Annotated in this window: 22 protein-coding genes; 14 read left to right on the plus strand and 8 right to left on the minus strand. The window is 66.1% G+C overall.

Features of this window, described 5'->3' with window-relative positions; translation table 11 throughout:
- From pstB to phoB, 3 genes are read left to right on the plus strand one after another with little or no spacing between them, the layout of a single operon-like run.
- Complete coding sequence (gene pstB / locus AC4PRM_RS00350) at positions 1 to 864, plus strand: phosphate ABC transporter ATP-binding protein PstB (protein ID WP_492038379.1); 864 nt, start codon at positions 1 to 3, stop codon at positions 862 to 864.
- On the plus strand, positions 864 to 1,580 hold the full coding sequence (gene phoU / locus AC4PRM_RS00355) for a phosphate signaling complex protein PhoU (RefSeq protein WP_492038380.1): 717 nt from the start codon (positions 864 to 866) through the stop codon (positions 1,578 to 1,580). Before pstB ends, phoU begins: the two co-directional genes overlap by 1 nt.
- A 28-nt stretch (positions 1,581 to 1,608) precedes the next feature.
- Positions 1,609 to 2,298, plus strand: coding sequence for a phosphate regulon transcriptional regulator PhoB (gene phoB, locus AC4PRM_RS00360; protein ID WP_292174818.1), 690 nt, complete (start codon positions 1,609 to 1,611; stop codon positions 2,296 to 2,298).
- A gap of 7 nt (positions 2,299 to 2,305) precedes the next feature.
- On the opposite strand, the gene AC4PRM_RS00365 is transcribed toward phoB, so the two are convergent.
- The gene (locus AC4PRM_RS00365; protein WP_492038381.1) at positions 2,306 to 3,715 is read right to left on the minus strand and encodes an SLC13 family permease; all 1,410 of its coding nucleotides are present in this window, start codon (positions 3,713 to 3,715) and stop codon (positions 2,306 to 2,308) included.
- Positions 3,716 to 3,803: 88 nt separating this feature from the next.
- On the opposite strand from AC4PRM_RS00365, the gene AC4PRM_RS00370 reads away from it, so the two are divergent.
- Together AC4PRM_RS00370 and AC4PRM_RS00375 are read left to right on the plus strand one after the other, a co-directional pair.
- Positions 3,804 to 4,643 carry a hypothetical protein gene (locus AC4PRM_RS00370; protein WP_492038382.1) on the plus strand — a complete coding sequence of 280 codons (840 nt, stop codon included), beginning with the start codon at positions 3,804 to 3,806 and terminating at the stop codon, positions 4,641 to 4,643.
- A 77-nt stretch (positions 4,644 to 4,720) separates the two neighbouring features.
- Positions 4,721 to 6,565: a gamma-glutamyltransferase family protein gene (locus AC4PRM_RS00375; protein WP_492038383.1), complete on the plus strand. Its 1,845-nt coding sequence runs from the start codon at positions 4,721 to 4,723 to the stop codon at positions 6,563 to 6,565.
- Here AC4PRM_RS00375 and AC4PRM_RS00380 read toward each other — a convergent pair.
- Positions 6,559 to 7,545: a hypothetical protein gene (locus AC4PRM_RS00380; RefSeq protein WP_492038384.1), complete on the minus strand. Its 987-nt coding sequence runs from the start codon at positions 7,543 to 7,545 to the stop codon at positions 6,559 to 6,561. The two genes, AC4PRM_RS00375 and AC4PRM_RS00380, sit on opposite strands and share 7 nt — an antisense overlap.
- Before the next feature lie 119 nt (positions 7,546 to 7,664).
- Here AC4PRM_RS00380 and AC4PRM_RS00385 point away from each other — a divergent pair, with 119 nt between their 5' ends.
- The gene (locus AC4PRM_RS00385; RefSeq protein ID WP_492038385.1) at positions 7,665 to 8,486 is read left to right on the plus strand and encodes a hypothetical protein; all 822 of its coding nucleotides are present in this window, start codon (positions 7,665 to 7,667) and stop codon (positions 8,484 to 8,486) included.
- Here AC4PRM_RS00385 and AC4PRM_RS00390 read toward each other — a convergent pair.
- Complete coding sequence (locus AC4PRM_RS00390; RefSeq protein WP_492038386.1) at positions 8,450 to 9,376, minus strand: Hsp33 family molecular chaperone; 927 nt, start codon at positions 9,374 to 9,376, stop codon at positions 8,450 to 8,452. The two genes, AC4PRM_RS00385 and AC4PRM_RS00390, sit on opposite strands and share 37 nt — an antisense overlap.
- Before the next feature lie 220 nt (positions 9,377 to 9,596).
- Here AC4PRM_RS00390 and AC4PRM_RS00395 point away from each other — a divergent pair, with 220 nt between their 5' ends.
- The 5 genes from AC4PRM_RS00395 to AC4PRM_RS00415 all read left to right on the plus strand — a co-directional run bounded on the left by AC4PRM_RS00395 (position 9,597) and on the right by AC4PRM_RS00415 (position 17,143).
- Entirely contained in the window at positions 9,597 to 10,103 is a 507-nt protein-coding gene (locus AC4PRM_RS00395) for a hypothetical protein (protein ID WP_487923261.1), read from the plus strand.
- A 55-nt stretch (positions 10,104 to 10,158) separates the two neighbouring features.
- Positions 10,159 to 12,051 carry a phosphoglycerate dehydrogenase gene (serA, locus tag AC4PRM_RS00400; protein WP_492038387.1) on the plus strand — a complete coding sequence of 631 codons (1,893 nt, stop codon included), beginning with the start codon at positions 10,159 to 10,161 and terminating at the stop codon, positions 12,049 to 12,051.
- A gap of 88 nt (positions 12,052 to 12,139) precedes the next feature.
- Positions 12,140 to 13,966, plus strand: coding sequence for an autotransporter domain-containing protein (locus tag AC4PRM_RS00405; RefSeq protein WP_492038388.1), 1,827 nt, complete (start codon positions 12,140 to 12,142; stop codon positions 13,964 to 13,966).
- 217 nt (positions 13,967 to 14,183) lie between these two features.
- Positions 14,184 to 14,810 (plus strand): M23 family metallopeptidase, encoded by a 627-nt coding sequence (locus AC4PRM_RS00410; protein WP_492038389.1) that lies wholly within the window; start codon positions 14,184 to 14,186, stop codon positions 14,808 to 14,810.
- A gap of 53 nt (positions 14,811 to 14,863) precedes the next feature.
- Positions 14,864 to 17,143: a response regulator gene (locus AC4PRM_RS00415; protein ID WP_492038390.1), complete on the plus strand. Its 2,280-nt coding sequence runs from the start codon at positions 14,864 to 14,866 to the stop codon at positions 17,141 to 17,143.
- Between the two features lie 29 nt (positions 17,144 to 17,172).
- On the opposite strand, the gene AC4PRM_RS00420 is transcribed toward AC4PRM_RS00415, so the two are convergent.
- Positions 17,173 to 17,382, minus strand: coding sequence for a hypothetical protein (locus tag AC4PRM_RS00420; RefSeq protein WP_373255560.1), 210 nt, complete (start codon positions 17,380 to 17,382; stop codon positions 17,173 to 17,175).
- A 14-nt stretch (positions 17,383 to 17,396) separates the two neighbouring features.
- The gene (aceA, locus tag AC4PRM_RS00425) at positions 17,397 to 18,677 is read right to left on the minus strand and encodes an isocitrate lyase (RefSeq protein ID WP_492038391.1); all 1,281 of its coding nucleotides are present in this window, start codon (positions 18,675 to 18,677) and stop codon (positions 17,397 to 17,399) included.
- Positions 18,678 to 18,836: 159 nt separating this feature from the next.
- On the opposite strand from aceA, the gene AC4PRM_RS00430 reads away from it, so the two are divergent.
- Positions 18,837 to 20,249 (plus strand): helix-turn-helix domain-containing protein, encoded by a 1,413-nt coding sequence (locus AC4PRM_RS00430; protein ID WP_492038392.1) that lies wholly within the window; start codon positions 18,837 to 18,839, stop codon positions 20,247 to 20,249.
- On the opposite strand, the gene AC4PRM_RS00435 is transcribed toward AC4PRM_RS00430, so the two are convergent.
- Both AC4PRM_RS00435 and AC4PRM_RS00440 read right to left on the minus strand, forming a co-directional pair.
- On the minus strand, positions 20,246 to 21,601 hold the full coding sequence (locus AC4PRM_RS00435; RefSeq protein ID WP_492038393.1) for a hypothetical protein: 1,356 nt from the start codon (positions 21,599 to 21,601) through the stop codon (positions 20,246 to 20,248). The two genes, AC4PRM_RS00430 and AC4PRM_RS00435, sit on opposite strands and share 4 nt — an antisense overlap.
- A gap of 155 nt (positions 21,602 to 21,756) precedes the next feature.
- Positions 21,757 to 22,746: a helix-turn-helix transcriptional regulator gene (locus tag AC4PRM_RS00440; protein WP_492038394.1), complete on the minus strand. Its 990-nt coding sequence runs from the start codon at positions 22,744 to 22,746 to the stop codon at positions 21,757 to 21,759.
- An 87-nt stretch (positions 22,747 to 22,833) separates the two neighbouring features.
- Here AC4PRM_RS00440 and AC4PRM_RS00445 point away from each other — a divergent pair, with 87 nt between their 5' ends.
- Positions 22,834 to 23,073 (plus strand): hypothetical protein, encoded by a 240-nt coding sequence (locus AC4PRM_RS00445; RefSeq protein WP_373255565.1) that lies wholly within the window; start codon positions 22,834 to 22,836, stop codon positions 23,071 to 23,073.
- The gene (locus AC4PRM_RS00450; RefSeq protein WP_373255566.1) at positions 23,073 to 23,285 is read left to right on the plus strand and encodes a hypothetical protein; all 213 of its coding nucleotides are present in this window, start codon (positions 23,073 to 23,075) and stop codon (positions 23,283 to 23,285) included. The genes AC4PRM_RS00445 and AC4PRM_RS00450 overlap by 1 nt, the downstream gene beginning before the upstream one ends.
- Here the strand turns inward: AC4PRM_RS00450 and AC4PRM_RS00455 are convergent.
- Entirely contained in the window at positions 23,274 to 24,386 is a 1,113-nt protein-coding gene (locus AC4PRM_RS00455) for an acyltransferase family protein (protein ID WP_492038395.1), read from the minus strand. The two genes, AC4PRM_RS00450 and AC4PRM_RS00455, sit on opposite strands and share 12 nt — an antisense overlap.
- Positions 24,387 to 24,426: the final 40 nt, after the last annotated feature.

Raw genomic sequence — 24,426 nt, forward strand, 5'->3', positions numbered from 1 at the left:
ATGAAGTTCAACATCTTTCGCGCACCCGACGGCACGGAAAGTGCCCCCGCCAGCACCACGCCCGTCATGAGCGCCCCGCCCGTAGTTCACGGCAGCGCGCCTGTGGGTCCGACCAAGATCGCCGCCCGCGACGTCTCGGTGTTCTATGGCGAGAAACAGGCCCTGTACGACGTCTCGCTGGACATCCCGGACAAGACGGTCACGGCCCTGATCGGTCCGTCTGGCTGCGGCAAGTCAACCTTCCTGCGGACCATGAACCGCATGAACGACACCATACCGGGCGCCCGCGTCACCGGCCGGATCGAGATGGATGCCGAGGACATCAACGCCCGCGCCGTCGATCCCGTCCTGCTGCGTGCACGCGTCGGCATGGTGTTCCAGAAGCCCAACCCCTTTCCCAAGACCATCTACGAAAACGTCGCCTATGGTCCGCGCATCCACGGCCTGGCCTCCACCAAGGGCGAGCTGGACGCGGTTGTCGAGGCCTCGCTGAAGCGCGCCGGTCTGTGGGAAGAGGTCGCTGATCGCCTTCACTCGCCGGGCACCGGCCTGTCGGGCGGTCAGCAGCAGCGTCTGGTCATCGCCCGCGCCATCGCGGTCGAGCCCGAAGTCATCCTGATGGACGAGCCCTGCTCGGCCCTGGACCCCATCGCCACGGCCAAGATCGAGGAGCTGATCGACGAACTGCGCGAGCGCTACTGCATCGTGATCGTCACCCACTCCATGGCGCAGGCCGCCCGCGTGTCGCAACGCACCGCCTTTTTCCACATGGGCCGTCTGGTCGAGACGGGTGACACCGAAGAAATCTTCACCAATCCGCGCGAACGGCGCACGCTGGACTACATCACGGGACGCTTCGGCTGATGAACCAGCACACCGTAAAAGCGTATGGCGACGAGCTTAACCAGCTGACGGCAGAGGTCGCCCGCATGGGTGGCCTGGCCGAAGCTCAGGTGGCCGACGCCGTCGACAGCGTCGCCCGCCGCGACGTGGCCCTGGCCCGCGCGGTCGTCGAGCGTGACGCCAAGCTGGACGCCATGCACCGCGAGATTGAGAAGAAGGCCATCCGCCTGATCGCGCTGCGCCAGCCCGTCGCTTCAGACCTGCGCCGGGCGCTTGCGGCGATGAAGCTGGCCGTCGATCTGGAACGGACCGGCGACCTGGCCAAGAACATCTCCAAGCGCGCCCTGATCCTGGCCGAGGGCGAGCCGATGCAGCCCCTGACCCGCTCCATCGAACGGATGGGCAAGCTGGTGTCGATGCGCCTGCGCGACGTTCTGGATGCCTATGCCGCCGGCGAGGTCGATCGGGCCGTCGCCGTCTGGAACACCGACGACGAAGTCGACGAGCACTACAACAGCCTGTTCCGCGAACTGCTGACCTACATGATGGGCGATCCGCGCACGATCAGCGCCTGTACCCATCTGTTGTTCATGGCCAAGAACCTGGAACGTATCGGCGACCACGCGACCAACATCGCCGAGACCATCTATTACGAGATCACGGGCCAGGAGTTCAGCGGGGAGCGTCCCCGCTGGAATCCCGAGGACCAGCCGGGTGCCGACGTCGGCCCCAACTAGACGACCCCGCTAGACCGGAGAATACGCCGTGCAGCCTTATATTCTGGTGATGGAAGACGAGGACGCGCTCGCGACCCTGCTGTCGTACAATCTCGAGAAAGAGGGCTACCACGTCGTGGTCGCCTCCGACGGCGAGGAAGGCATGCTGCAGATCGACGAGCGGCTGCCCGATCTGGTCCTGCTGGACTGGATGCTGCCCAAGCTGTCGGGCATCGAGGTCTGCCGCCGCATCCGGGGCAAGGCCGAGACCCGCAACCTGCCGATCATCATGCTGACCGCACGCGGCGAGGAGAGCGACCGTATCCGGGGTCTTGATACCGGGGCCGACGATTATCTAACCAAGCCCTTTTCCATGACCGAGCTGACGGCCCGCATCCGTGCCGTGCTGCGCCGCATCCGCCCCGGCCTGGCCGACGACCGGATCAATCACGGCGACATCGTTATCGACCGCGTGGCCCACCGAGTCCGCCGCGCTGGCAATGAGATCCATCTGGGCCCGACCGAATTCCGCCTGCTGGACCACTTCATGCAGCACCCGGGCCGCGTCTTCAGCCGCGAACAGCTGCTGGATTCCGTCTGGGGCAGCGACGTCTATGTCGAGGCGCGCACCGTCGACGTCCACGTCGGCCGGCTGCGCAAGGCGCTGAACGTCGAGGGCACGGTGAACCCGATCCGGACCGTCCGCTCGGCGGGCTATTCGCTGGATCTGGGCGGCTGAACCGCGATCAGAACGGGAAGAAGATCGGGATCGCCACCATGGCGGCGGCCCAGGTGATCAGGTTCAGCGGGATGCCGATCCGCACGAAGTCCATGTAGCTGTAGCCGCCCATGTTGAAGACCAGCACATTGGTCTGATAGCCGAACGGCGTGGCAAAGGCCGCCGACGCGGCCATCATGACGCAGACGAGAAACGGACGGGGATCAACGCCCAGACTTTCGGCCAGAGCCACCGCGACCGGCGTGATCAGCACCGCCACCGTGGCATTGGACAGCAGTTCGGTCGCAAACAGGGTTACGCCATAGAGCACGATCAGCGCCCCGAGCGGACCCAGTGGCCGGATCACATCGATCAGCCGCTCGGCCCCCGCCGAGGCCAGACCCGTCACCTCGATGGACGTGCCGACAACGACCATGCCCGCGATCAGCAGCAGGATTTCAGGACGCAGACCGGCATAGGCTTCCTCGGTCGTGATGACCCGAAGCAGGATCAGGGCGACCGCTCCGGCAAAGGCGGAGGCCGCGATCGGGGCCCAGCCCATGGCCGCTGACAGAATGACGATCACGAAGACGCCCAAGGCGATCATGGCCTGTTTCAGATTGAACGGCCGGTCTGCTGCACCGAACAGGGTGACATCCCCCAGATGGGCATCGCCGGAGCCATCGGACTGGTTGCGGGATTCGCCCAGCCGGGGCAGGCCGAACGGCAGGATCCGCCGGCGCTTGCTGGCGGCGGCCTCCGCTTCCAGACGACGCGCCTCTTCCATCTCGGCCTGGCGGGCGCGTTCTGCCTCGTCTTCGGCCACGGAACGACCCAGTTGCCGCGCACCCACGAAATACAGCCACAGTCCGCCCACCAGGGCGATGCTGAGACCGACGGGTGTGATCTCGAACAGGGTGAAGACATGCTGGCCCGCGTTGCGCGCCATGTCGTTGACCAGCAGGTTGGTCGAGGTACCGATCAGGGTCAGCAGTCCGCCCAGAACACTGACGTGACTGAGGGGCATCAGGAACCGCTTCGGGGACAGCTTCAGCGATTCGGCCACGTCGCGGATGACCGGCGCGGCCAAGACGACAACGGGCGTATTGTTCAGAAAGCCCCCGACGGCACCGCACATGCCGATGACCATCCATATCCCGCGCGCGCCGACCCTCTTTGCCAGGGCCGAAGCCTGACGAATGAGCAGACCCAGCAGGCCCGTAACCTCGATGGCGTAGGCAATGACGAACAGACCGGCCAGGGCGATGACTGCCGGGCTGGCAAAAGCCCCCTGCACCTCGACCGGCCGTACGACACCCATGATCAGCAGCGCTGCCGCACCCGTCAGGGCGACCACGTCGGCGCGGAGCTTCCCATGAATCAACGCGCCGATGACGGCGACGAGGACCACCAGAGCGGCAATCTGATCGAAATTCATACGCTCTGCTGCCCCCGCAGACCCACGACGTCAACCATAAGGCGGACGCGGGTCCACACGAAAGCGTTTGACGTGCTAGGGTGGTTGCATGCCCAGACCGCCCCTACGTCTTCGCTCTCCCCTGTTCGCCCTCGCCGCCGCCAGCCTGCTTGTGGGACTGGCGTCCTGCGACCGGAAGACTGAAGCGCCAGTCGAAGTGCCGACGCCTGCGCCAGCCCCCGCGCCGATCACGGTTGCGGCCACGCCCATCGTCTTTGATCGCGCAGGATTTCTGGCCGCCGTCGACACGGCCGTTGCGGCCTATGCCAGCGGGGCTTCGCTGTCAGGCCAGGACACCTTGGTGGGGCGTCGCTTCATGATCCGTCAGGCCTTCGGTTGCGGTGGGCCCCTACCCTCTACGGCCGTGGTCAGCGATGGCCTGGCCGGCTGGTCGGCCAGCGAGGACGGCCAGACACAGCGCCTGACACTGACGCCCGGCGACTGGACGGATACCGCGCTCGTCGCAGGCGAAGAGCCGATCTGGGAGGCGGCCGAAGGGATATGGCTCGCCCGGCCCTGGCTGCGTGCTGACACCTGTCCGCAGGTTCGCGCGGACCAGACCCCGGCCGGCCCCGCAGCTGTCAGTTCGCCTCAGACCGTAGGCCTGGCCGCCGTATTCGAGCCCGAGGGATCGCGTCTGGATCGTCGCAACGGTCGGGCCTACAGCTTCACCATTCGTGGTGAGGGGGACCAACCCCCGCCCCCGCACACGGGTGGCTACCGGCTGGTGCTGGAGGGCCGGTTCACCGCCTTCCCGGATGGCCGGGCCATACACTGCCGCGCCAGCAGCGTGGACCAGCGCCCTGTGTGTATCGCAGCAGTGCAGCTGGATCGTGTCGCCTTCGAGGATACGGACGGCAGTGTGCTGAGCGACTGGCGGACCGGCTGATCCGGCAGGACCGAGGGCGCTTCACAAGTCGTGCGAACGCTATACGGTTCGAGCCCTGACTTCAGGGAGCCTGCCTTATGCGCCGTCGGACCTTTCTTTCGACCCTGCCCGCAGGAGCCTTGATTGCTGGTGCAAGCGCAGGGCACGCTCAGGCGTGGTCGCAGACTCAGGCTCAGGTGCCTGCAGCAACCCCACCTCCCCGACCCCGTCCTGTCGATCCGTATGCCGGCATCGGCCCCGGCGACCGCAACAGCGGGGTGAAGTTCGTCGGGCGCTCGACCGTCTGGGGGGCCAATGGCGCAGCGGCGACGGCGCATCCGACCGCGACCCTGATCGGGATCGAGACGCTTAAGCGCGGCGGCTCGGCCATTGACGCGGCCATCGCCATCAATGCGGCGCTGGGTTTTCTGGAGCCGGTGGCCAACGGCATTGGCGGCGATGCGTTCTGCATGATGTGGGACCCGGCTCAGCGGAAGGTCGTCGGCTTCAACGGCTCGGGCAACAGCCCGCAGGGGCTGTCGCTGGCGACGGCGCGCTCAAAGGCTGTGGACGGCTATCTGCCCGCGGTCGGGGCGGTGACAGTCAATGTGCCCGGTACCGTCGACGCCTGGTGGAGCGCGCATCAGCGGTACGGCAAGCTGCCGTGGAAGGATGTTCTGCTGCCCGTCGCCGAGCTGTGCGAACAGGGCGTGCCCATGCCCCAACTGATCGCCTGGTACCTGGAGCGCGGCATGGCCGGCTTCGACCGCCGCGCTGCCCTGATCGAAGAGAACGAGAACAGGAAGCGCGTCTACGCACCGGGCGGCCGCACACCCAGGGTCGGCGAGGTCTTCGCCAATCCGGACCTGGGCCGCACCTATCGTCTGATCGCCGAGGGCGGGCGCGATGCCTTCTATGACGGGCCGCTGGCCGATCAGATGCAGGCCTATTTCCGGCGCATCGGCGGCTGGATGACCCGCGCTGACCTGGCCGCGCACCGCACCGAATGGGTCGAGCCGATCCGCACCACCTATCGCGGTGTCGAGGTGTATGGCCTGGGCCCCAATACCCAGGGGCTGTCGACCAATCAGATCCTGAACATCTGCGAGCAGTTCGATCTGAAGGGCATGGGCTTTCAGTCCGCCGCATCGGTCCACCACCAGGCCGAGGCCAAGCGACTGGCCTTCGAAGACCGGGCGAAATGGTTCGCCGATGCGCGCTTCAGCCAGACACCGGTCGAGTGGCTGAACTCCAAGGAATACGCCATCCAGCGCGCCCGCCTGATCCGGCCCGACCGGGTCATGGACCGCGTCTTCCCCGGCGATGCGCCCACGCAAGGTGACACCACCTATTTCAGCGTGGCAGACAAGGACGGGATGATGGTCAGCTGGATCCAGTCCAACTATCGCGGCATGGGCTCCGGCCTGGTGCCCGACGGGGTCGATGGCCAGACCCTGGGCTTCATGTTCCAGGACCGGGGCGAGCTGTTCGCCCTGACCGACGGCCACCCCAACGTCTATGCGCCAGGCAAGCGGCCCTTCCACACCATCATCCCCGGCTTTGCCTGCAAGGATGGCGAGCCCTGGATGGCCATGGGCGTCATGGGCGGCGGCATGCAGCCTCAGGGCCAGGCTCAGATCATCATCAACATGGTCGACTACGGCCTGGACCCGCAAGAAGCCGGCGACAGCCCGCGCTGGCAGCACTACGGCTCGTCCGAGCCGACCGGGCAGCCAGCGCAGGGCGTCGGCGTCCTGCACCTGGAGACCGGCGTGCCTGAGGCGACGAAGCGCGCACTGGAGCAGATGGGCTGGGTGCTGGGTCCGCCCGACGGCGGCTTTGGCGGTTATCAGAACGTGGTACGACAGATCAACGAACGCGGCCCCTGGACCTATGGTGCGGCGACCGAAATGCGCAAGGATGGTATCGCCATCGCCTACTGACGCACTAGGGCCCGCGCGATCAGTTCGTCCGCCGTCACGCCGCGCGGCGCGAAGGCGATGGCAGGCCAGTCCGGGCTGATGCGGTCCAGGGCCAGCATGATGCCCAGACCATGATCCTGGCTCCACTGGGTCTGGCCCCCGCGCACGAAGGTGGTGGCATCGACGGGGGACAACCGCCCGCCGCGGGGATCAGTCAGCCACGTCCAGGCGGCCCAGTTGCCGGTGCCTTCCAACGTCAAAAAGACATCGTCAGCCTCGGCGTAGACGGTATCCGCGCCGGTGAACCACCGCTCACGACGCTGGCCCATCCGCTGCGCAGCCTGCGACAGGGCAGTGTGCGCCCCCTCGGCTCCCAGGGCCGTGGCGGCACCGTAAAACAGGTCGCGTTCGGCCTCATAGGCAGCCTGGTAGCCAGCGCGGGCACCGAACCGATCCTGGACGATGTCGTCGTCGGTATCCTCGGGCAGACCGCGCATCAGCAAATCATCGACCCGACGCCCCAGCCCCAGACCCTGCTGGGTATGGGCGAACTCATGCATGAAGACGACCATAGACAGCAGCCGCCAATCGCGTGGCTCCGAGCCGTTTGCCTGCCACAGCGAAGGCAGGGCCATAATGAAGAACATGCCCCCGTCCGATGTCGGAGACGCGAAGGCCAGCCGCGTGGCCGGCACAGATGAGCCATCCGGCAGGGCCACCTGCCCCGCATGAGCGCTGGCCTGGGCTGAGTAACGTCGCAGGCCCACACGGAAGTCACCACGCCGATCAGGGGTTAGGGTATAGGCGCAGCGTGCATCGAACAGGGTAATGACCGGCGTCACAGGCTGGGCGATGCGCAGCCGCTCGCGATCCAGCCGATCCCAGGCCCCCAGCGCCTGAGCCGTCCAGCTGCGCACCCCGCCTGCAAACCGACAGGGCGGCGCAGGCTCTATCAGCGGCGCAGCGGACAAGGTCAAAGCGGACAAGAAACTGAGGATCATGGCCGGGCTTAATGTCCGACAGCTGCGGTAGGTTCAAATGAACTCATGGTCATGCGTCCGCCACAATCTCGCCCACCCATAGTTGTCGGGCAGCGCTGGCTGCGTGGACGGGGGTTCTTATGATTGCGCTATTCGCTGCGGCCTTGCTGTCGAGCCAGTCACCCTGCGATGCGCCGCAAGGCACACCCGCACTGCTGGAGCGACCGGAGCGCATCATCGTCGTCGGCGAAACACACGGCACGGTCGAGACTCCCACGGCTTTCTTGTCGATTGTCTGTGAGGCAGCGCGTCAGGGTCCGGTGTCGGTGGGTCTGGAGCTGCCGGAGACGGACAAGCCGTTGCTGGATTTCGTCATGGCGGCACCTGATGAGGCGACGGCTACGCGCTTTCTCAAAGCTGGAGATTTCGGTGATCCACGCCGCGATGACGGTCGGCACAGCCAAGCCATGTTCGACATGATCATCGGCTTCTGGAGGCTGAAGGCAGCGGGCCATGACATCGCCTTGCGACCCTTTGCGGCGCGGATGTCAGTGATCACCGGGCGCGACCAAGGCTGGTGGGAGCTGGAGATGGCCTATGGCATGAGCCGTCCACTGGTCGACCGTCCACAGGCGCGCATCTTCATTCTGGTCGGCAATCTACATGCACGCAAACTGCCATTCGCCGACTGGCCTGAGGTTGGCCTGCCTGCTGCCGGCCATCTTTACGGCCCCGACACCCTGACCCTTAACACGCCTCAGCAGGGTGGTGGCAGCTGGGGGTGCCGCCAGATTTGCGGCCCTCATACGGACCGGGAAATCCACGACGCCGAGGCACGCGGCATCATTCTGGCACCGCATGAGGAAGGCGCGTTCGATGGCGTGCTGGCGGTGGGACCGACCACCGCCTCTCCGCCCGCCGCACTTCAGCCCGCCACGACCTCTTCCGGCTCCAGCTCATAGACGGTCGCACAGTATTCGCAGGTGACGCGGATCTTGCCATCGGCCTCGACCATGTCGCCACGCTCCTCGGGCGTGAAGGAGGTCAGGACACCGGCGATGCGGCCCTTTGAACAGCGGCATTCGGCCACCAGAGCGCGGGCGTCCTCCAGCCGCACACCATCCTCGTGGAACAGACGGAACAGCAAGGTCTCCGGCGTAATCGTGGGGTCCAGCAGTTCGTCGTCGGCCAGGGTCTGGAACAGGGCACGGCTGCGGTCCCAGGCCTCTTCAGTCGATCCCCGCGCCTCGTCGCCCGCGATCAGCTGGATCAGCGCCCCGCCCGCGCGCCAGCTGCGGCCCGCTTCGGTCGAGACTTCGCCAACCGCCAGGCGCACCTTGGTCGGGATCTGTTCGGACTGCTGGAAATAATGTTCGGCGGCCAGCGACAGGCTTTCACCCTCGATGGGCGTGATCCCTTGGGTACGCTCGAAGTCGGGGCCGCGGTCCAGGGTCATGACAAAGACACCCTGTCCCAGCAATGCCCGCGCGCCGGGCCGCAAGAAGCCCTGAGATGCCGCAGCCACCTCATCGGCATCGAACCGGCAATATCCGCGCATGCGGCCGTCGGTGTCGTAATCGGCCACCACATAACGCACCGGCCCATCGCCCTGGGCCTGAACAATCAGACGGCCCTCGAACTTCAGGCTGGAGCCGACCAGCGCTGCCAGGGCACAGGCCTCGCCCAGCAGCGCCGCGACAGGCTCGGGGTAGTCATGAGCCGCCAGGATGGTGTCGATGGTGTCGCCTAGGCGCACGAGGCGGCCGCGTACGGGCCAGCCCTCGATCTGAAAGGCGGCGGCCAGGTCGTCGCGGATCGGCGAAACGGCGGTGGGGGGCGCGTGATCAGTCACGGCGTCTCCTTGGAATGACGGCGATAATCGGAAGGGTCGCAAGATAGGTAGGCCGGACGGCAAACGTAAGTCCTGCAACCCGTGTAGGCTTTCTCGTCAGGAAAACCTTGGCCATAAGTGGGAACTTCTTGCGGCGTGGATCGCTGTTGCTGCAACGCGGAACGGGCGTTTCGCGACCTCCGGCGTCCCACGACGCCGCCCACGAAAAGGCAGACATTTCATGGACCAGCAGTTTTCCCCCATCGACGAAATCCGCAAGCACCCTGGCATCACCGGCGGGGTGGTCGCCGTTCTGGCCGGTGTCGGTATTGCCGCCCTGCTGCTGAGCCAGCGGTCGGGCCCGACCCGCTACGAGCGCCTGCGTGAGCGCTTCGACCCGCGCGGTTGGGTCGATACCGACGGCCTGCGTGGTCGATTTGGCGGCCTGGCCGACACGGTCCGCAGTACGCTGTCCGACGCCGGTGAACGGGCGCATGACTTCACGGATGAAGCGCGTCACCGCTCTAGCCGCTGGTTCGACGACACACGTCGCGGTTCGCGCAAGGCCCTGAAAAAGCATGGCAAGACGGCGCGCCGCTATGCCAGCGACGCAGGCCATTACGCCCGCGACCATGCCAAGGAAGGCGGAGCCATTCTGGCGCTGGTGACCATCGCCGCTGCCATCGCCGCGGCCGCCTATGACACCCAGCAGCCCGACAGCAAGATCCGCAAGCTGGGCCGTTTCTAGGACCACGGCGACCTAAGCGGTTGCTGCACTTGCGAAGGTGAGACAAGGTCGCGGGATGTCTGATCCCGCGACCCTTATTTTTGACTTCGATTCCACGCTGGTCCGGATCGAGACCTTGGAGGCTCTGGCCGACGTCGCCCTGGCCGGCCATTCGGAAGCTGACGCGATCCGCGCGGATGTCGCGCGCCTGACCGATCAGGCCATGAATGGCCAGATCGGCTTCGGCGAGGCGCTGAAGCAGAGATTGGCCCTGCTTCCCCTCACCCACAAACACGTCCAGGCGCTGGCCAACCGCATCCTTGAAGAAGGCACGCCATCCGTCCGGCGTAACCTGCGTTTCTTCCGCGAGAATGCGCACCGCATCGTCATCCTGTCCGGCGGCTTTCGTGAGATCATCACCCCGATCGCCGAGCGCCTGGGCATCGCGCCCGATCGGGTCCTGTGCAACGACCTGACCTACGATGCGACAGGCCGCGTGACGGGCGCAGTTGAGACCAATCCCCTGGCCCATGCCGACGGCAAACCGAAGGTCATCGCGGCGCACGACTTCCCCCGCCCCATCGTCATGATCGGTGACGGCTGGAACGATGCCGAGGTCAAGCTGGCCGGGGCCGCAGACCGCTTCTATGCCTATACCGAGATCGTGCGGCGCGAGCGGGTGGTCGAGGTCGCGGATGCCGAGGCCCCGTCCATGGACGAACTGCTGCATGCCGAGGGTCTGGCCGGGCGCTGGTCCTATCCCCGCAGTCGCATTCGCATGCTGCTGCTGGAAAACATACACCCCGCCGCCGTCGATCGACTGGAAGAGGCAGGCTATTCGGTAGAGACCCGCAAGGGCGCGCTGGACGAGGACGAACTGATCGCGGCCCTCAAGGGCGTGCACGTCCTGGGCATTCGCTCCAAGACCACGGTCAGCGCACGGGTCCTGGAACAGGCCGACCGGCTGATGGCCGTCGCCGCCTTCTGCATAGGGACGAACCAGATCGATCTGGAGGCGGCCTCGGCGCGCGGCGTGGCGGTGTTCAATGCCCCCTATTCCAACACCCGCAGCGTGGTCGAGCTGGCCATCGGCCTGACCATCACCCTGATGCGCGACGTGGCCGACAAGTCTGCTGCGATGCACCAGGGTCAGTGGAACAAGTCCGCCGACGGCTCGCGCGAACTGCGTGGCAAGACGCTGGGCATCGTCGGCTATGGGGCCATCGGTTCGCAGCTGTCGGTCCTGGCCGAGGCGCTGGGCATGCGGGTGATCTTCCACGATTTGTCCGAGCGACTGGCGCTGGGCAATGCGCGGCGCATGCGCTCGCTGGAGGCCCTGCTGAGCGAGGCCGATGTCGTGTCGCTGCATGTGGATGGCCGGACCGACAACACCGCCCTGATCGGCGCGGCGCAGTTCCAGGCCATGAAGCCGGGAACGCTGTTCCTGAACCTGTCGCGCGGCCATGTCGTCGATATCGGAGCCCTGGCCCAGGCGATCGGCGCGGGCCGGATCGGCGGAGCGGCGCTGGACGTCTTCCCCGAGGAGCCGCGCACCAATGCCGACCCGTTCAACAGTCCACTGATGGGGCTTAAGAACGTCATTCTGACGCCCCACATCGGCGGCTCAACCGAGGAGGCGCAGGAGGCCATCGCCGAGTTCGCGGCCGAGCGGTTGCTGGGCTATCTGAACCGGGGCGACACGACCTTCTGCGTCAATCTGCCTAACGTCCAGCTGGCCGAGGTGTCCGGCGCGCACCGCATCTTGCACATCCACACCAACCAACCGGGGGTGCTGGCCGAGCTGAACCGCGAACTGACCTCTGCCGGGCTGAACATCCTGGGACAACATCTGAAGACGGACGAACGGACCGGCTATGTCATTACCGACGTGGACCGCGACTATGATCCAGAAGCGCTCCGTGCCCTGAAGAGTGTTGCCGGAACGCTGCGCTTTCGAATGTTGCACTGAAAGCTGACGCAGCGGCATCTTGCGTCCTGCGCGAACGGGCGCACAGTCCCCTCAACGGTCGCATGATGACGGCCGAGGGAGGATCAACATGTCTCGTTTTCTGCGCAACGCCTGCGCGGCCGCACTGGCCGTGGCCGCTTTCGGCACAGTCACCAGCGCCGCCCAGGCCCAGACCTACAATCGCCTGGTCGTGTTCGGCGACAGCCTGAGCGACAATGGAAATCTGTTCGCCATCTCGGGCCAGCCGCCCGCACCCTATTTCCAGGGTCGCTTCTCGAATGGTCCCGTCTTCACAGAATTGCTGGGCTTCAACGCCGGGCGGTTTACAGCTGGTGCCCCGGTGACCGGCAGCGTCAACTATGCCTTCGGCGGTGCGCGGACAGACTTTGCCGCCTCCCCTCCAGGCATGCGGGCACAGTTGGCCAGCTACACCGGCGCGGGCGGCACCTTCGGAGCTAATGATCTGGTCAGCGTCCTGGGCGGGGCGAATAACATCTTCCAGGCATTCCCTGGTGCCGCGGCAAATCCGCTGACGGCGCAAAGCACCATGCAAGCGGTCGCGGTGTCGGCCGCCAGCGACATCAATGTGATCGTCAACAGCATCGCGCAGGCAGGCGCAGGGACCATATTGGTCAGCAATCTGCCGCGACTGGGCATTACGCCACAGTTCGCAGCCACAAATCCTCTGGTCGGTCCGGCCGGATCGGCCCTGGCGGATTTTTCGGGCACGACGTTCAACAGCGCCTTGCTCTCCAACCTGTTCACGACGGCGGCGGCTCGGCCGGGCAGCAACATCATCTTGATGGACCTGTACAAGATCAGCGATCCGTTGAGGGCCAACCCGGGCCGGTTCGGCCTGACCAATGTGACGGATAGCTGTTTCACGGGGGTCAGCGTCTGCGCCAATCCCGATGGCTACCTTTACTGGGACGGGGTTCACCCCACTGCTGCAGGCCACCGTCTGCTGGCGCAACTGGCCAACGACTACCTCTACTACGGCGACATCGGCGCCCAATCGACGGTCCAGGCCGAAACCGGCTTCCGTCAGCGCCAGGACCTTCTGGACCTGACGGGAGAGATGGTGTCCGGCTATGCACCCTGGGTGCCAGGGACCCATATGACCTTTGCCGTCATCGCCGACAGCGTCGAGACAGATGCACGTGGCAGCATCGCCTCTGCCGACGCCACAGGCTGGGGCGGTCGGGCCGGTCTGGACTATGTCGCATCGCCCACCGCCCGGTACGGTTTCACCGCCACCCTGCGCGAGACCGAGGTCGAGGCCGGGGCCATGCAGTTCGACGTACGCTCCTATGCCATCGACGCCTATGCCGGCTGGCGTATGGGGGACATGTTCCTGAACGCGACTGCAGGCGGCTCGATCGACCAGTATGACGACATCTCGCGCCTAACGTCCCTGGCCCCGATCGTGCACATGGGCGAGACCGACGGCGGCAGCCTGGGGGCCAAGGTTCAGGCAGGTCTGTGGTTCGACATGGGCGGCATCGCCATCTCGCCGCGCGCGGCCCTGTCTTACGTATCGACGGACGTGAATGCCTACAACGAAACGGGCTTCGCGGCTGAATACGGCTATCAGGACCGCACGGTGGCCGCCGCCAGCGGCGAAGTCTCCTTGAGGGCCGAAGGCGGAGGGGACGACGTCAACTTCTATGTCGAGGGCGGCTATCGCGACACCTTCGGTGACAGCAGCGACGACGTTCGGGTCGGCATCGCCGGCAATCCGGCCCAGATCCTGTCGCGTTCGTTCGACGATCCGTTCGGGGGCTCTCTGATGGCGTCTGCCGGCGTGGAAGCGGACGTCGGACCGTTCCGGATGTCGGCGGGCTATCGTGGCCGCTTCGGTGACAGTGCCGACAGCCATGTCGGGGCGATAACGTTGAAACTGCCGCTCCAGTAGCACCTTTCGAACTTGAACAAGGGGCGCGCGATCATCGGGTCGTGCGCCCCTTTTGTGTTCCATGCCTGCGACGACCTGCCGCTACGGACGCCCCAAAGTCGCCCCACGGAGTCTTAGAAAGGCGGCCTTCCCGGTCGCCGACCGAGAGCGTCGCCTGAAGTCTGCGGCCCGTCGGCACCCCAACCGCTCTTAGAGCCAGACGGAGCCGACGCCGCCCATGCGACGCCTGATGCTGACCGCCCGGTCTTTCCTGATCCACTCCAGCCAACTGGCCATCCTGGCCAGTGTGGCTGTCTTCGCTGCTGCTGCAGCCCCCCTGCCCCCTGCCATGCAGACTGAAGTCGAAGCTGTACTAGCCCCGGAAGTCACTGAGACAACGGCCGTTGTGCAGGCGCCCGGCCCCGTGACCCGGCTGATCGCCTTTTCCGAGCCCGTGCGCGGCTATGCGATCAACTCGCCCTTCGGCCTGCGTCGTCTGGCCGACGAGGCGGCGGCGCGCCACCACGACGGTGTCGATATCGCTGCTCCGATGGGCACCAGCGTTTACGTCGCCAGCGAGGGCGTCGTGCTGCGGACTGGCTATGACGCCAATGGCTATGGGCGTTTCATCGAGGTCCGGCATCCCAATGGCATGACGACCCTGTACGGCCATCTCAGCAGGGTCGACGTCGCCTCTGGCACCGCCGTGAGTGATGGTGAGCGCATCGGCCTGGTGGGTTCGACCGGCCGTTCGACCGGCCCGCATCTGCATTTTGAGGTGCGTCGCGACGATCGTCAGATCAATCCCGTAAGAGTTCTGGGCCGCTCGCTGCCCGTAGTCGTTGCGCGGCCCGCTACAGCCTAGGTCCGTACCTTTTTTTCACCTTCTCCTGTCACGCTTGTCGGACAGGGGGACGAGTGCTGACGTTTTTCGACAATCTGGTCTCGCATCACGACTGGCGATGGGCCGCGTTGGCGGCGCTGATCTGTTTTGTCGGCGTGTCCATTGCCTTCAAGCTACTGGCAGACGCCCGGGAGGGGGCCCATCGCGGGCGTCTGACCAAGGGTCTGGGTTCCTTGGTCATAGGGTGCCTGACGATCTGGACGACCCATTTCGTGGCCATGAACGGCTACGACTTCGGCAGCATGCTGCATTTCCACGTCGGACTGGTGATAGCCTCCTATCTGGCGGCCCTGACATCAGTGTGCACGACCTATGTGATCTCCACCCGCGGCAAGACGGCCCCCTGGCGCGCCGTCGCCGGTGGTTCGGGGGCCGTATTGTTCGTCGTCATGGCCGTCCTCAGCCTGAAGGCGACCTTCGTTCAGGGCTATGCGATCCGGCTCGACTGGTCGGTCGTCACCATCGCCGCAGTCGTCAGTGCTCTGGTGACAGGTGCGGGGGCCTGGCAAAACAATAACAAGAGCGTCAGGCAGCTGATGATTGCCGCCCTGCTGGCATCGACGGGCGTCTTGCTTTCCCATTTCATCACCATGGGTGCCGTGACACTGGTGCCCGATCCTCTGGCAGTGCCAGCCAGCCATCTGGTCGGCGAAAACATCGTCAGCGGTTGGGTCCGCGGCTCGGTTGCGCTGGGGATCGGTATTGCGGGCTTTCTGGGCGGCCTGGTCTACTGGTCCCGGCACAGTGCCATTGCCCAGATCAGGGAAGCGATCGAGGCCATGCCTGACGGTATGGGGTTCTACGATGCGCGTGATCGGCTCATCCTCTGGAACGCTCGCTATGCCGAGCTCAACCCCCAGGTGGGACCCAGGCTCGTTACCGGCATGTCCTTCCGTGAGATTCTGCGGCTGGATCTGAAAGCCGGCGTGCACCCCGACACGGGTGGCGACGATGAAGCGTGGATCGAGGAGCGGATGAAGGTCCGCGCCAGCCTGTCCGAGACGGTCGAGCAGCAGCTTTCGGACGGTCGCTGGCTGAGAGTGCAGGATCGCGCCACCGCCGAGGGCGGCATCGTCACCCTGGTCAACGACATCACCGACCTGAAGCGCGATGCCCAGGCTCTGGCTGAGGCGCGGGATGCCGCCCAGGCCGCCAACACCGCCAAAAGCCAGTTCCTGGCCAATATGAGCCATGAAATCCGCACGCCACTGAACGGCGTCATCGGCGTGGCCCAAGCCCTGGCCCAGACTGAACTATCGGCTCAGCAGAAGGAAATGCTGCAGCTGATCCGTTCGTCGGGGCAGACGCTACAGGTTCTGCTCAGCGACATTCTGGACCTGGCGCGGGTCGAATCCGGGCGTCTGGAGCTGACGCCCGAGCCATTCGACCTGGGACGCGCCGTGCGCGAGGCGGCGCAGCTGTATGAAGCTATGGCCGGCGAAAAAGGCCTGCGCCTGATCGTGGAGGTCGCGCCTGAACTGGACGGCTGGGTGGTCGGCGATGTGGTGCGGATCAAGCAGATCCTGACCAATCTTGTGTTGAATGCGGTCAAGTTCACGGCCCGGGGCATGGTCACCCTGACCGCCCTGCCGGTGCCCGACCGCGAGGGCCGGCCCATGGTTCGTTTCACCGTCGAGGACACCGGCATCGGCTTCGATGCGGAGACGCGCAGCCGCCTGTTCAGCCGGTTTGAACAGGCGGACGGGGCCATCACGCGCAAGTTCGGCGGCTCGGGCCTGGGCCTGGCCATTTCGCATCAGCTGGCGGCCATGATGGGCGGCGAGTTGGACTGCGAGAGCGAAGTGGGTGGCGGTTCCGCCTTCATCCTGACCGTGCCCCTGCCCAAGGCCGAAGCTCCGGTTGCGGTTGTGCCCCCCGTGGCCGAAGCGACGACATCCCGTCATCTGCGCGTGCTGCTGGCCGACGACCATCCCGTAAATCGCAAGGTGGTCCAGATGATCCTGGCCCAGATCGGTATCGAGCTGGTCGAGACCGAGAACGGAGCCGAGGCCGTCGAGGCCTTCCGCCAGTCCGACTTCGACATCGTCCTGATGGACATGCAGATGCCGGTCATGGATGGCCTGCTGGCGACGCGCGAAATCCGGCAGTGGGAGGCTGTTGCGGGCCTCAAGCCCACGCCGATCGTCATGCTAACCGCCAATGCTTTGAGCGAGCACATCCAGGCCGGTGTCGCGGCGGGCGCAGACCGGCATCTGGCCAAGCCCTTCGATGCGGCAGAGCTGATCCAGCTGGTCAGCACCCTGCCCCACCGCACGGCCGCCCTCGCCGCCTGACCGGGGCCAGGCGGCGGGACCAACCCGTCCTATTCGTAGCCGTGTGCAGCCTCGTTAATCACCTGTGACGGCATGCGCGAGAAGTCGACGGCGACGGGCGTGGGGGCCTTGGCCTGAAAGGTCTTGATGACGTGTTCCAGGCGGCGGCGGACCTCGGTGGCGGCGTCGTTCGAGGGATCGAGGTCCAGTGGGGCCAGGCAGAAGTCGATGATGGCCTGGGGGCGTTGCAGCGGTTCCATGGTCTGTTTCCTGACTATTCGGCGGCTTGGAACTGGGCGGTTTCGGTCGATTCCTTCATGGCGGTCGTCGAGGACTGGCCGTTGGAGATGACCGTGGCGACCTGATCGAAATAGCCGGTGCCGACCTCGCGCTGGTGGCGGGTGGCGGTGTAGCCGATGGCTTCGTTGGCAAACTCGCGCTGCTGGAGCTCGGAATAGGCCGCCATGCCGCGATCGCGGTAGCCGTCGGCCAGTTCGAACATGCCGTTGTTCAGACTGTGGAAGCCGGCCAGGGTCACGAACTGGAATTTGTAGCCCATGGCACCGAGCTCGCGCTGGAACTTGGCGATGGTGGCGTCGTCCAGCTTGGCCTTCCAGTTGAAGGAGGGCGAGCAGTTGTAGGCCATCAGCTTGCCGGGATGCTCTTTCTGGACCGCCTCGGCGAACTTCTTGGCGTCGTCCAGATCGGGGTGGCTGGTTTCCCACCACAGCAGGTCGGCGATGTTGGCGTAGGACAGGCCGCGCGCGATGCAGTGGTCCAGACCTGTGCCTTCCTTGAGGCGGAAGAAGCCTTCGGGCGTGCGGTTGTCGCGGTCGATGAAGGGCTGGTCGCGCTCGTCGATGTCCGAGGTGATCAGCTGGGCGCTTTCGGCGTCGGTGCGTGCGACCGTGATCGTGGGCGTGCCCATGACGTCGGCGGCCAGGCGGGCGGCGACCAGATTGCGGATGTGGGCCTGGGTCGGGATCAGGACCTTGCCGCCCAGGTGGCCGCACTTCTTCTCGGAGGCCAGCTGATCCTCAAAGTGAACGCCGGCAGCACCCGCCTCGATGAAGGCCTTCATGATCTCGAAGCTGTTCAGCGGGCCGCCGAAGCCGGCCTCGGCATCGGCGACGATGGGGGCGAACCAGTCGCGCTTGGCCCCGCCCTCGGCATGTTCGATCTGGTCGGCGCGTTGCAGGGTGCGGTTGATCCGGCGGCACAGTTCCGGCGCGGCATTGGCCGGGTACAGCGACTGGTCCGGATACATGGCCCCGGCGGTGTTGGCATCGGCGGCGACCTGCCAGCCCGAGAGATAGATGGCCTTCAGACCCGCGCGGACCATCTGCATGGCCTGGTTGCCGGTCACGGCGCCCAGGGCGTTGATGTAGGGTTCCGAGTGCAGCAGTTCCCACAGGCGGTTGGCACCGCGCTCGGCCAGGGTGTGGGTAACGGGCACGGAGCCGCGCAGGCGCAGGACATCCTCAGGCGTGTAGGGGCGCTCGATACCGTCGAAACGGCCGGCGGGCGAAGGGACCAGGTCGGCGAAGGTTGTCATGGTCTGGGTCTCTGCTCAGGGTGTCCGGCCGGATGTGCCGGGTGTCGAGCCAAGGAAACACGCCGAAGTCATGAATGATACAGTGGAAGATTCCTAAATGATGTCATTCGGTCATACTATGACACTTGCCGTTAAGTCATGATGTGACATTATGCCGGTATGGACACGGCGGATCGCAAACTGTTTCTGGGCGGGCGGCTGAAACGGCTGCGGCGCGATCTGTCGCTGACCCAGACGGCCATGGCCGCCGATCTGGGCGTTTCGCCCAGCTATCTTAATCACATAGAACGTAACCAGCGGCCCGTGTCGGCCCAGCTTCTGCTGCGTCTGGCCGACACCTATGACGTCGATCTGCGCACCCTGGGCCAATCAGGGGGCACCGCGTCGGAGGCGGAACTGGCCGAGGCCTTTGCCGATCCCCTGTTTCAGGGACTGAGCGTCCCGCGCCATGAGATCGTGCAGATGGCCGAGGATCAGCCCGCGGCGGCGGATGCCCTTTTGCGGCTTTACCGCGCCTTTGCCGACCGGCGGACGCGAGACCGGGCCGAGACCGGCGGTGACGACGACAGCCCGGCCGACTGGGTCCGCGACTATATTCAGGCCCGCGCCAACCATTTTCCCGAACTGGATACGCTGGGCGAGACGCTGGCGACTGCACTGGACGCCGCCACACCGGGCGAACCGTTCGAGACGCGTGTGCGCGCGCGCCTGCAATCGACCCATGGCCTCAGCGTGCGCACCCTGCCCGCCGAAGTCATGGTGCAGTGGACGCGGCGGTTCGATTTTCACCGCCGCCGCCTGCTGCTGTCCGAGACCTTGGGGCCGTCGTCGCGGGCCTTTGCCGTCGCCTTCCAACTGGCTTTGTCCGAGCACGACGCCGAACTGACGGCGATGGCCGAGGCCGCCGCCGCGCCTGACGAGGCTACTCGCCGCCTGCTGAAGGTCGCTCTGACCAACACGCTCGCCGCCGCCATCCTGATGCCCTACGGCCCTTTCCAGCGCACGGCGGAGGAGACAGGCTATGATCTGGCCCGGCTGCAGGCGCGGTTCGGGGCCTCTTACGAACAAGCGGCGCACCGCCTGACGACCCTGTCGCGGCCGACGGCGCGAGGGGTGCCCTTCTTCCTGATGCGGGTCGATCAGGCGGGCAATGTTTCCAAACGCTATGCCTCCGGCAGCTTTCCTTTCTCGCGGTTCGGCGGGGCCTGTCCGCGCTGGCGGCTGCACAGCGCCTTTCGCACGCCGGGCCGGATCGTCACCCAGATCATCGAGACGCCCGATGGAGGCCGCTGGTTCACCCTGGCCCGCACCGTTGATCGCCAGGGCAGCGACGCCTTCACCGAGGGCCACGACCTGGCCATCGGCCTGGGGTGCGAGCTGAAGCATGCGCACCGCCTTACCTACGCGCGCGGCCTCGACCTGACCGCGCCCGAGATCACGCCCATTGGCCCTGCCTGCCGCCTGTGCCACCGCCACCCCTGCGCCGAGCGCGCGGCACCGCCCGTGGATCGCCCCCTGACGGTCGACGACTGGTCCAAGTCGGTCAGCCCCTATCCGTTCGCGGCGACCTAGATCAGCTCGATCTTCCCGTCTGTCAGCAGGCGGTAGGCGACGCCCGAGCGGTCGAACAGGGCGGCGATGACCGGTGTCGGATCGGCAGCTCCGTTGTCCAGCAGGACCTCGATCCGCGCCCTCAGTTCGGGATCGCCTGACACCGCCGTCAGATGAGCCAGCCACTCCTCGCGCGTCAGGACGCCGTCCTCGCGGCTTTCGTCGATCAGGGGCCTCAGAAAGTCGAACCAGTCGCCGCCGGTCGCCCGCTTCTGCGCCGCCTCCGCCGCCAGGGCGAACACGGCCCCGCAGGCGTAGAAGGCGCGGTGTTCGCCGCGGCGCCCCGCCTCGCTGACCGGCCGGGTGCCCAGCTTGATGCAGTCATCGACTTCCAGCTGAAGCTCGGCCTGCGCGTCGTAGGTCGGGTCCAGCGTCTTGAGCGCGCGGACAGCCATCAGGTCCGCCCCGCCCTCGGTGATCCAGGAATCCCGCGCCCGCTCGTAGCGCACCGTCTGGCCCAGCCAGAAATGCGCGCCCTCATGACCGATAAACCAGCGGTTCCGCGCCAGAATGTCCGGCTCCTCGGTCAGCAGGGCCTTGCCCTCGAAACTGGCCGTGATCAGTCCGGGCAGGACGCTGCCGCTCAGGCTGGTGTGGGTGGGATTGGGGCCATACCAGCTGGCCATGATGGTCGGCCGTCGCGTTTCGCCCGGCCCCAGCCTTTGACCGTAGTAGTCGATCACGCGCGGCGCGAAGTCCTCGATGGTGGCGACCAGCCATGCGGGCAGTTCGGGATCGACCACCGTGACCAGCCGGTCGGTTTCCTTCATCTGGGCCTGACCGAACAGGACATAGGCATTGGCGTCCTGCGCCGTCGCCTGGGCCAGCCGCTCCCCCTTGAGCAGGACCGGCCCGGCCCGGTCGGTCCAGGTGATCCGCACAGCCCCCCATTCGCGCTCCGTGCCACGCTCTATCGTTTCAGGAATGGCCTCTAGCGACGGCAGCGGAAAGACGTCGAAGGCCCCGCTGTACATGGCCACGGAGCCGTCCGTGAACTTGAGGATCGAATAATCGGCCTCCAGATCGTCGCTGCTGGGCGTCAGGCGCAGGCTGACCTGGCGCGGCACGAGACGACCGTCGAGACTGCGCAGCACGTCCAGATCGCCGACCCGCTCCAACACGACACCGGGCGTCGTCACCTGCCAGTCACGCGGCCGCCAGGGCTCACGCGTGCCCTCGATCACCGTCGATCGCTCGAAGCCCCAGACGGGCGCATCGTCGGCGAACACATAGTCGGCGGTCCAGACGTCACCGTCGCGCGTCACCGCGACTTCGGCAGCGGGCTGGGCCTTGCCGGGTGTCTGGGTGATCATGGGGGGCGATGGGGTCGCACAGGCACCAAGGACGGAGGCAGTCAGGATTACCGCTGCACAAGATGCCAAAAACCGCCTGCTCACGCCTCATCCCCCTGCTGGTTCGATGACCGACGTTAGCGTGGTCGGGCGCGGGCCGTCGTCTTAAATTCGGTTCACGTCTGGGGCTGGGCAAGGGCAGCCTGAGCCGCCGCCAGTTCGTCGGCCATGACCGTCTTCAGCCGCTCCGGGGCCAGGATGCGGACCTGCTGACCCCAGCTGAACAGGTGCCAGGCCAGTTCGCGCATGCCCGAGGCGCGGAAGCGGACGATGACGCCGCCGTCCGGCTGGTCCTCCAGCGACTGGGTCGGGTGCCAGCGCCAGACGCGCGCCTCGGCGGCCCCCTCGGGCGTGATCTTCAGCACCACATCCTCGATGGCGTCCTGATAGATGCCGAAGGACTGGCCGGCGAAGACTTGAAGATCGAAGTCGGCGGGCGGAGTGGCGGTGCCGGGCTCGGCCTTGACCGCACTCATCCGGTCCAGGCGAAAGGTCTTGATCGTGCCGCTGTCCGGCTCGGCGGCGACCAGATAGTTGGCGCGGCCGAACATCAGGCCGCAGGGCGTCATGACGCGGCGGCGCGCCTCGGCCCCCGGACGGCTGTAGATGAAGCCCAGGGGCTGGCCCGCCAGCACCGCCTGCCGCACCTCGGCCAGCACGGCCTCGTCGGCCGAGGCACGGGGTCCCGCCTGCACCGCCAGGGTCTCGGCCCGCACCAAGGCCTCCAGATCGGGGGCCAGACGGTTCAGGGTCGTCGAACGGATGGCCGACTTCAGCTTGCGCTCCAGACTTTCCAGCGCCTGGGCCCGCCCCGGCTCTCCCGTGGCGCGCAGGCCCTGGGCGGCCCGCGTCAGTTCGACCAGTTCCTCGGCCGTCGGGGCCTGTTCGAAGGCAGAAAGACCGCCCCGGATGCGCCAGCGCTTGTTGGGCCAGTCGGAGACCTCTTCGGTCTGAGGGTACAAGTCCAGGATAGCGTCGCGCATCCGCTCGGCGGTGCGGCGCCCGACGTCCATCTCGCGCACGATATCGTCCAGCGTCAGGCCTTCGGCGCTGGCGGCCATGCGGCGCGCCAGTTCGATCATCATGCCGGCCTTCTCGTGTCTCATGATTTTTTTCTGACATACGACCGTTTCTGACGCAACACTGTCTCATGGTCAGTCTCGACGCAGTCCCGCGCCACCGGAGTTGACCCCATGACCCGCATCGCCAGCCGCTTCGCCCCCGCTTCCGCAGTCGCCTCGTCCCGCTATCTGATCGTGCCCTGCGAAGGGGATGGCCTGGGCGCGCTGGCCGTCGTCTGGGACCGTCTGGAAGAGCAGGTGATCGACGTCATCGATGCCCGCCTGTCAGCCCGCTATGCCGACGAGGACGCCCTGTGGGACGAGGCACGGCCAGCCTTCGACCCGTCCGAAGATTTCCGCATGGCGGCGTGATGGTTTTCGCATTCTGGATTGTGGGCGGGTATTTCTTCCTCGTCTATTTCGGCACGCTGGCGCTTCAGGCGGCGATCATCCTGCTGCAACTGGCCATCGTGATCGTCACATGGTCGTTGAGAATCCTGGCCGGTCTTGCCGCCGTAATCTGGCTGGCAGTGTTTGATCGCAAGGCGCTTGGAAGCGCGTGGCGGCAAGGTCTAGCGAGCTGACGACGGCTTGGTCTTGCGGTCGATCCAGCGCTGGGCGGGGATTTCCACGAACCGGTGCGCCAGCAGCGCCAGTCCGACGATGCCGACGAACAGACCCACGGCGAACAGGTCGTTCAGCCAGACCGAGCCGAAGTCGATGCGGCGACCGCCGGGCATCCAGTCCAGCTTTCGCGCCACGATCAGGGTGACCACGATCACGAACATGTGGACCATGTAGATCGAGAAGGACCACCGGCCCAGGGTGATCAGGGGCCGGGTGTCCAGCCAGCGGGACACCGCCCCCTCCTCGCCCGCAAAGACCCAGACACCGAGGACGAACAGCAGGGTGACCGCCACCGTCACCGGCCCGGTCGCCCAGGCGATGAACAGGCCGATGGCCAGCAGGACGGCGATCTCCAGCAGGGTCGCCGCGCCACCCTTCAGGCGCGGGATGCGCAGCCACAGCCCCTGCAGCATGCAGCCCAGGAAGAAGCCATAGGCCGCACGCGGAAAGGCCAGGTCATAGGTGGTGTTCATCCAGCGCTTCGCGAACAACAGCACCAGCACCGCCCCGATCACGGCCAGCACGACCCCGATCCAGCGCCAACGACGCGGGGTCAGCAGCAGCAGAGCGGCGAAGACCACATAGCAGCCGACCTCCACGCTCAGCGTCCACGACGGCCCGTTCCAGGTCAGGGACGGATGGATGTTGAAGGCCTGGATCAGCAGCAGGTTGGTGAAGATCGACTCCACCGACCGATCGCGCGTGAAGGGCGTGGCCGCATCGATGCTGAACCACAGCCGCGCCAGCTCCAGCCCGATGAAGGCGGCGAGCATCAGGACATGCAGAGGCCAGACCCGCCCCAGCCTGCGCACCATGAACCGCCCCGCGTCGCGCGGCGTCCTCAGCCGCTCGGCATAGGCATGAGCGATGACGAAGCCCGACAGAACGAAGAAATAGTCGACGAACAGATAGCCGTGCTGGACCAGCCCCCAGTCTCGCCAGTGACTGGCCACCGGCATGTGGAACATGACCACCAGGATCGCACAGACCCCGCGCAGGGAATCCAGCGCCTCGAAACGGCGATGCGGGGTGGGGGTCTGGGCGGCGGCGGTGTTCACGGGCGCGTGATAGCGCCGCTGCAGGGTGGGCGATAGGGTC

It is taken from the genome of Brevundimonas sp. DW-iso22, from assembly GCF_058725425.1.

Coding starts and splice junctions, on each gene's coding strand:
- AC4PRM_RS00435 (WP_492038393.1), bottom strand. CDS start 21,601: ATGATCACCCAGACACCCGGCAAGGCCCAGCCCGCTGCCGAAGTCGCG.
- AC4PRM_RS00370 (WP_492038382.1), top strand. CDS start 3,804: ATGCCCAGACCGCCCCTACGTCTTCGCTCTCCCCTGTTCGCCCTCGCC.
- AC4PRM_RS00395 (WP_487923261.1), top strand. CDS start 9,597: ATGGACCAGCAGTTTTCCCCCATCGACGAAATCCGCAAGCACCCTGGC.
- phoU (WP_492038380.1), top strand. CDS start 864: ATGAACCAGCACACCGTAAAAGCGTATGGCGACGAGCTTAACCAGCTG.
- AC4PRM_RS00375 (WP_492038383.1), top strand. CDS start 4,721: ATGCGCCGTCGGACCTTTCTTTCGACCCTGCCCGCAGGAGCCTTGATT.
- AC4PRM_RS00385 (WP_492038385.1), top strand. CDS start 7,665: ATGATTGCGCTATTCGCTGCGGCCTTGCTGTCGAGCCAGTCACCCTGC.
- AC4PRM_RS00450 (WP_373255566.1), top strand. CDS start 23,073: ATGGTTTTCGCATTCTGGATTGTGGGCGGGTATTTCTTCCTCGTCTAT.
- serA (WP_492038387.1), top strand. CDS start 10,159: ATGTCTGATCCCGCGACCCTTATTTTTGACTTCGATTCCACGCTGGTC.
- AC4PRM_RS00420 (WP_373255560.1), bottom strand. CDS start 17,382: ATGGAACCGCTGCAACGCCCCCAGGCCATCATCGACTTCTGCCTGGCC.
- AC4PRM_RS00380 (WP_492038384.1), bottom strand. CDS start 7,545: ATGATCCTCAGTTTCTTGTCCGCTTTGACCTTGTCCGCTGCGCCGCTG.
- AC4PRM_RS00405 (WP_492038388.1), top strand. CDS start 12,140: ATGTCTCGTTTTCTGCGCAACGCCTGCGCGGCCGCACTGGCCGTGGCC.
- AC4PRM_RS00445 (WP_373255565.1), top strand. CDS start 22,834: ATGACCCGCATCGCCAGCCGCTTCGCCCCCGCTTCCGCAGTCGCCTCG.
- AC4PRM_RS00410 (WP_492038389.1), top strand. CDS start 14,184: ATGCGACGCCTGATGCTGACCGCCCGGTCTTTCCTGATCCACTCCAGC.
- AC4PRM_RS00430 (WP_492038392.1), top strand. CDS start 18,837: ATGGACACGGCGGATCGCAAACTGTTTCTGGGCGGGCGGCTGAAACGG.
- pstB (WP_492038379.1), top strand. CDS start 1: ATGAAGTTCAACATCTTTCGCGCACCCGACGGCACGGAAAGTGCCCCC.
- AC4PRM_RS00365 (WP_492038381.1), bottom strand. CDS start 3,715: ATGAATTTCGATCAGATTGCCGCTCTGGTGGTCCTCGTCGCCGTCATC.
- AC4PRM_RS00440 (WP_492038394.1), bottom strand. CDS start 22,746: ATGAGACACGAGAAGGCCGGCATGATGATCGAACTGGCGCGCCGCATG.
- aceA (WP_492038391.1), bottom strand. CDS start 18,677: ATGACAACCTTCGCCGACCTGGTCCCTTCGCCCGCCGGCCGTTTCGAC.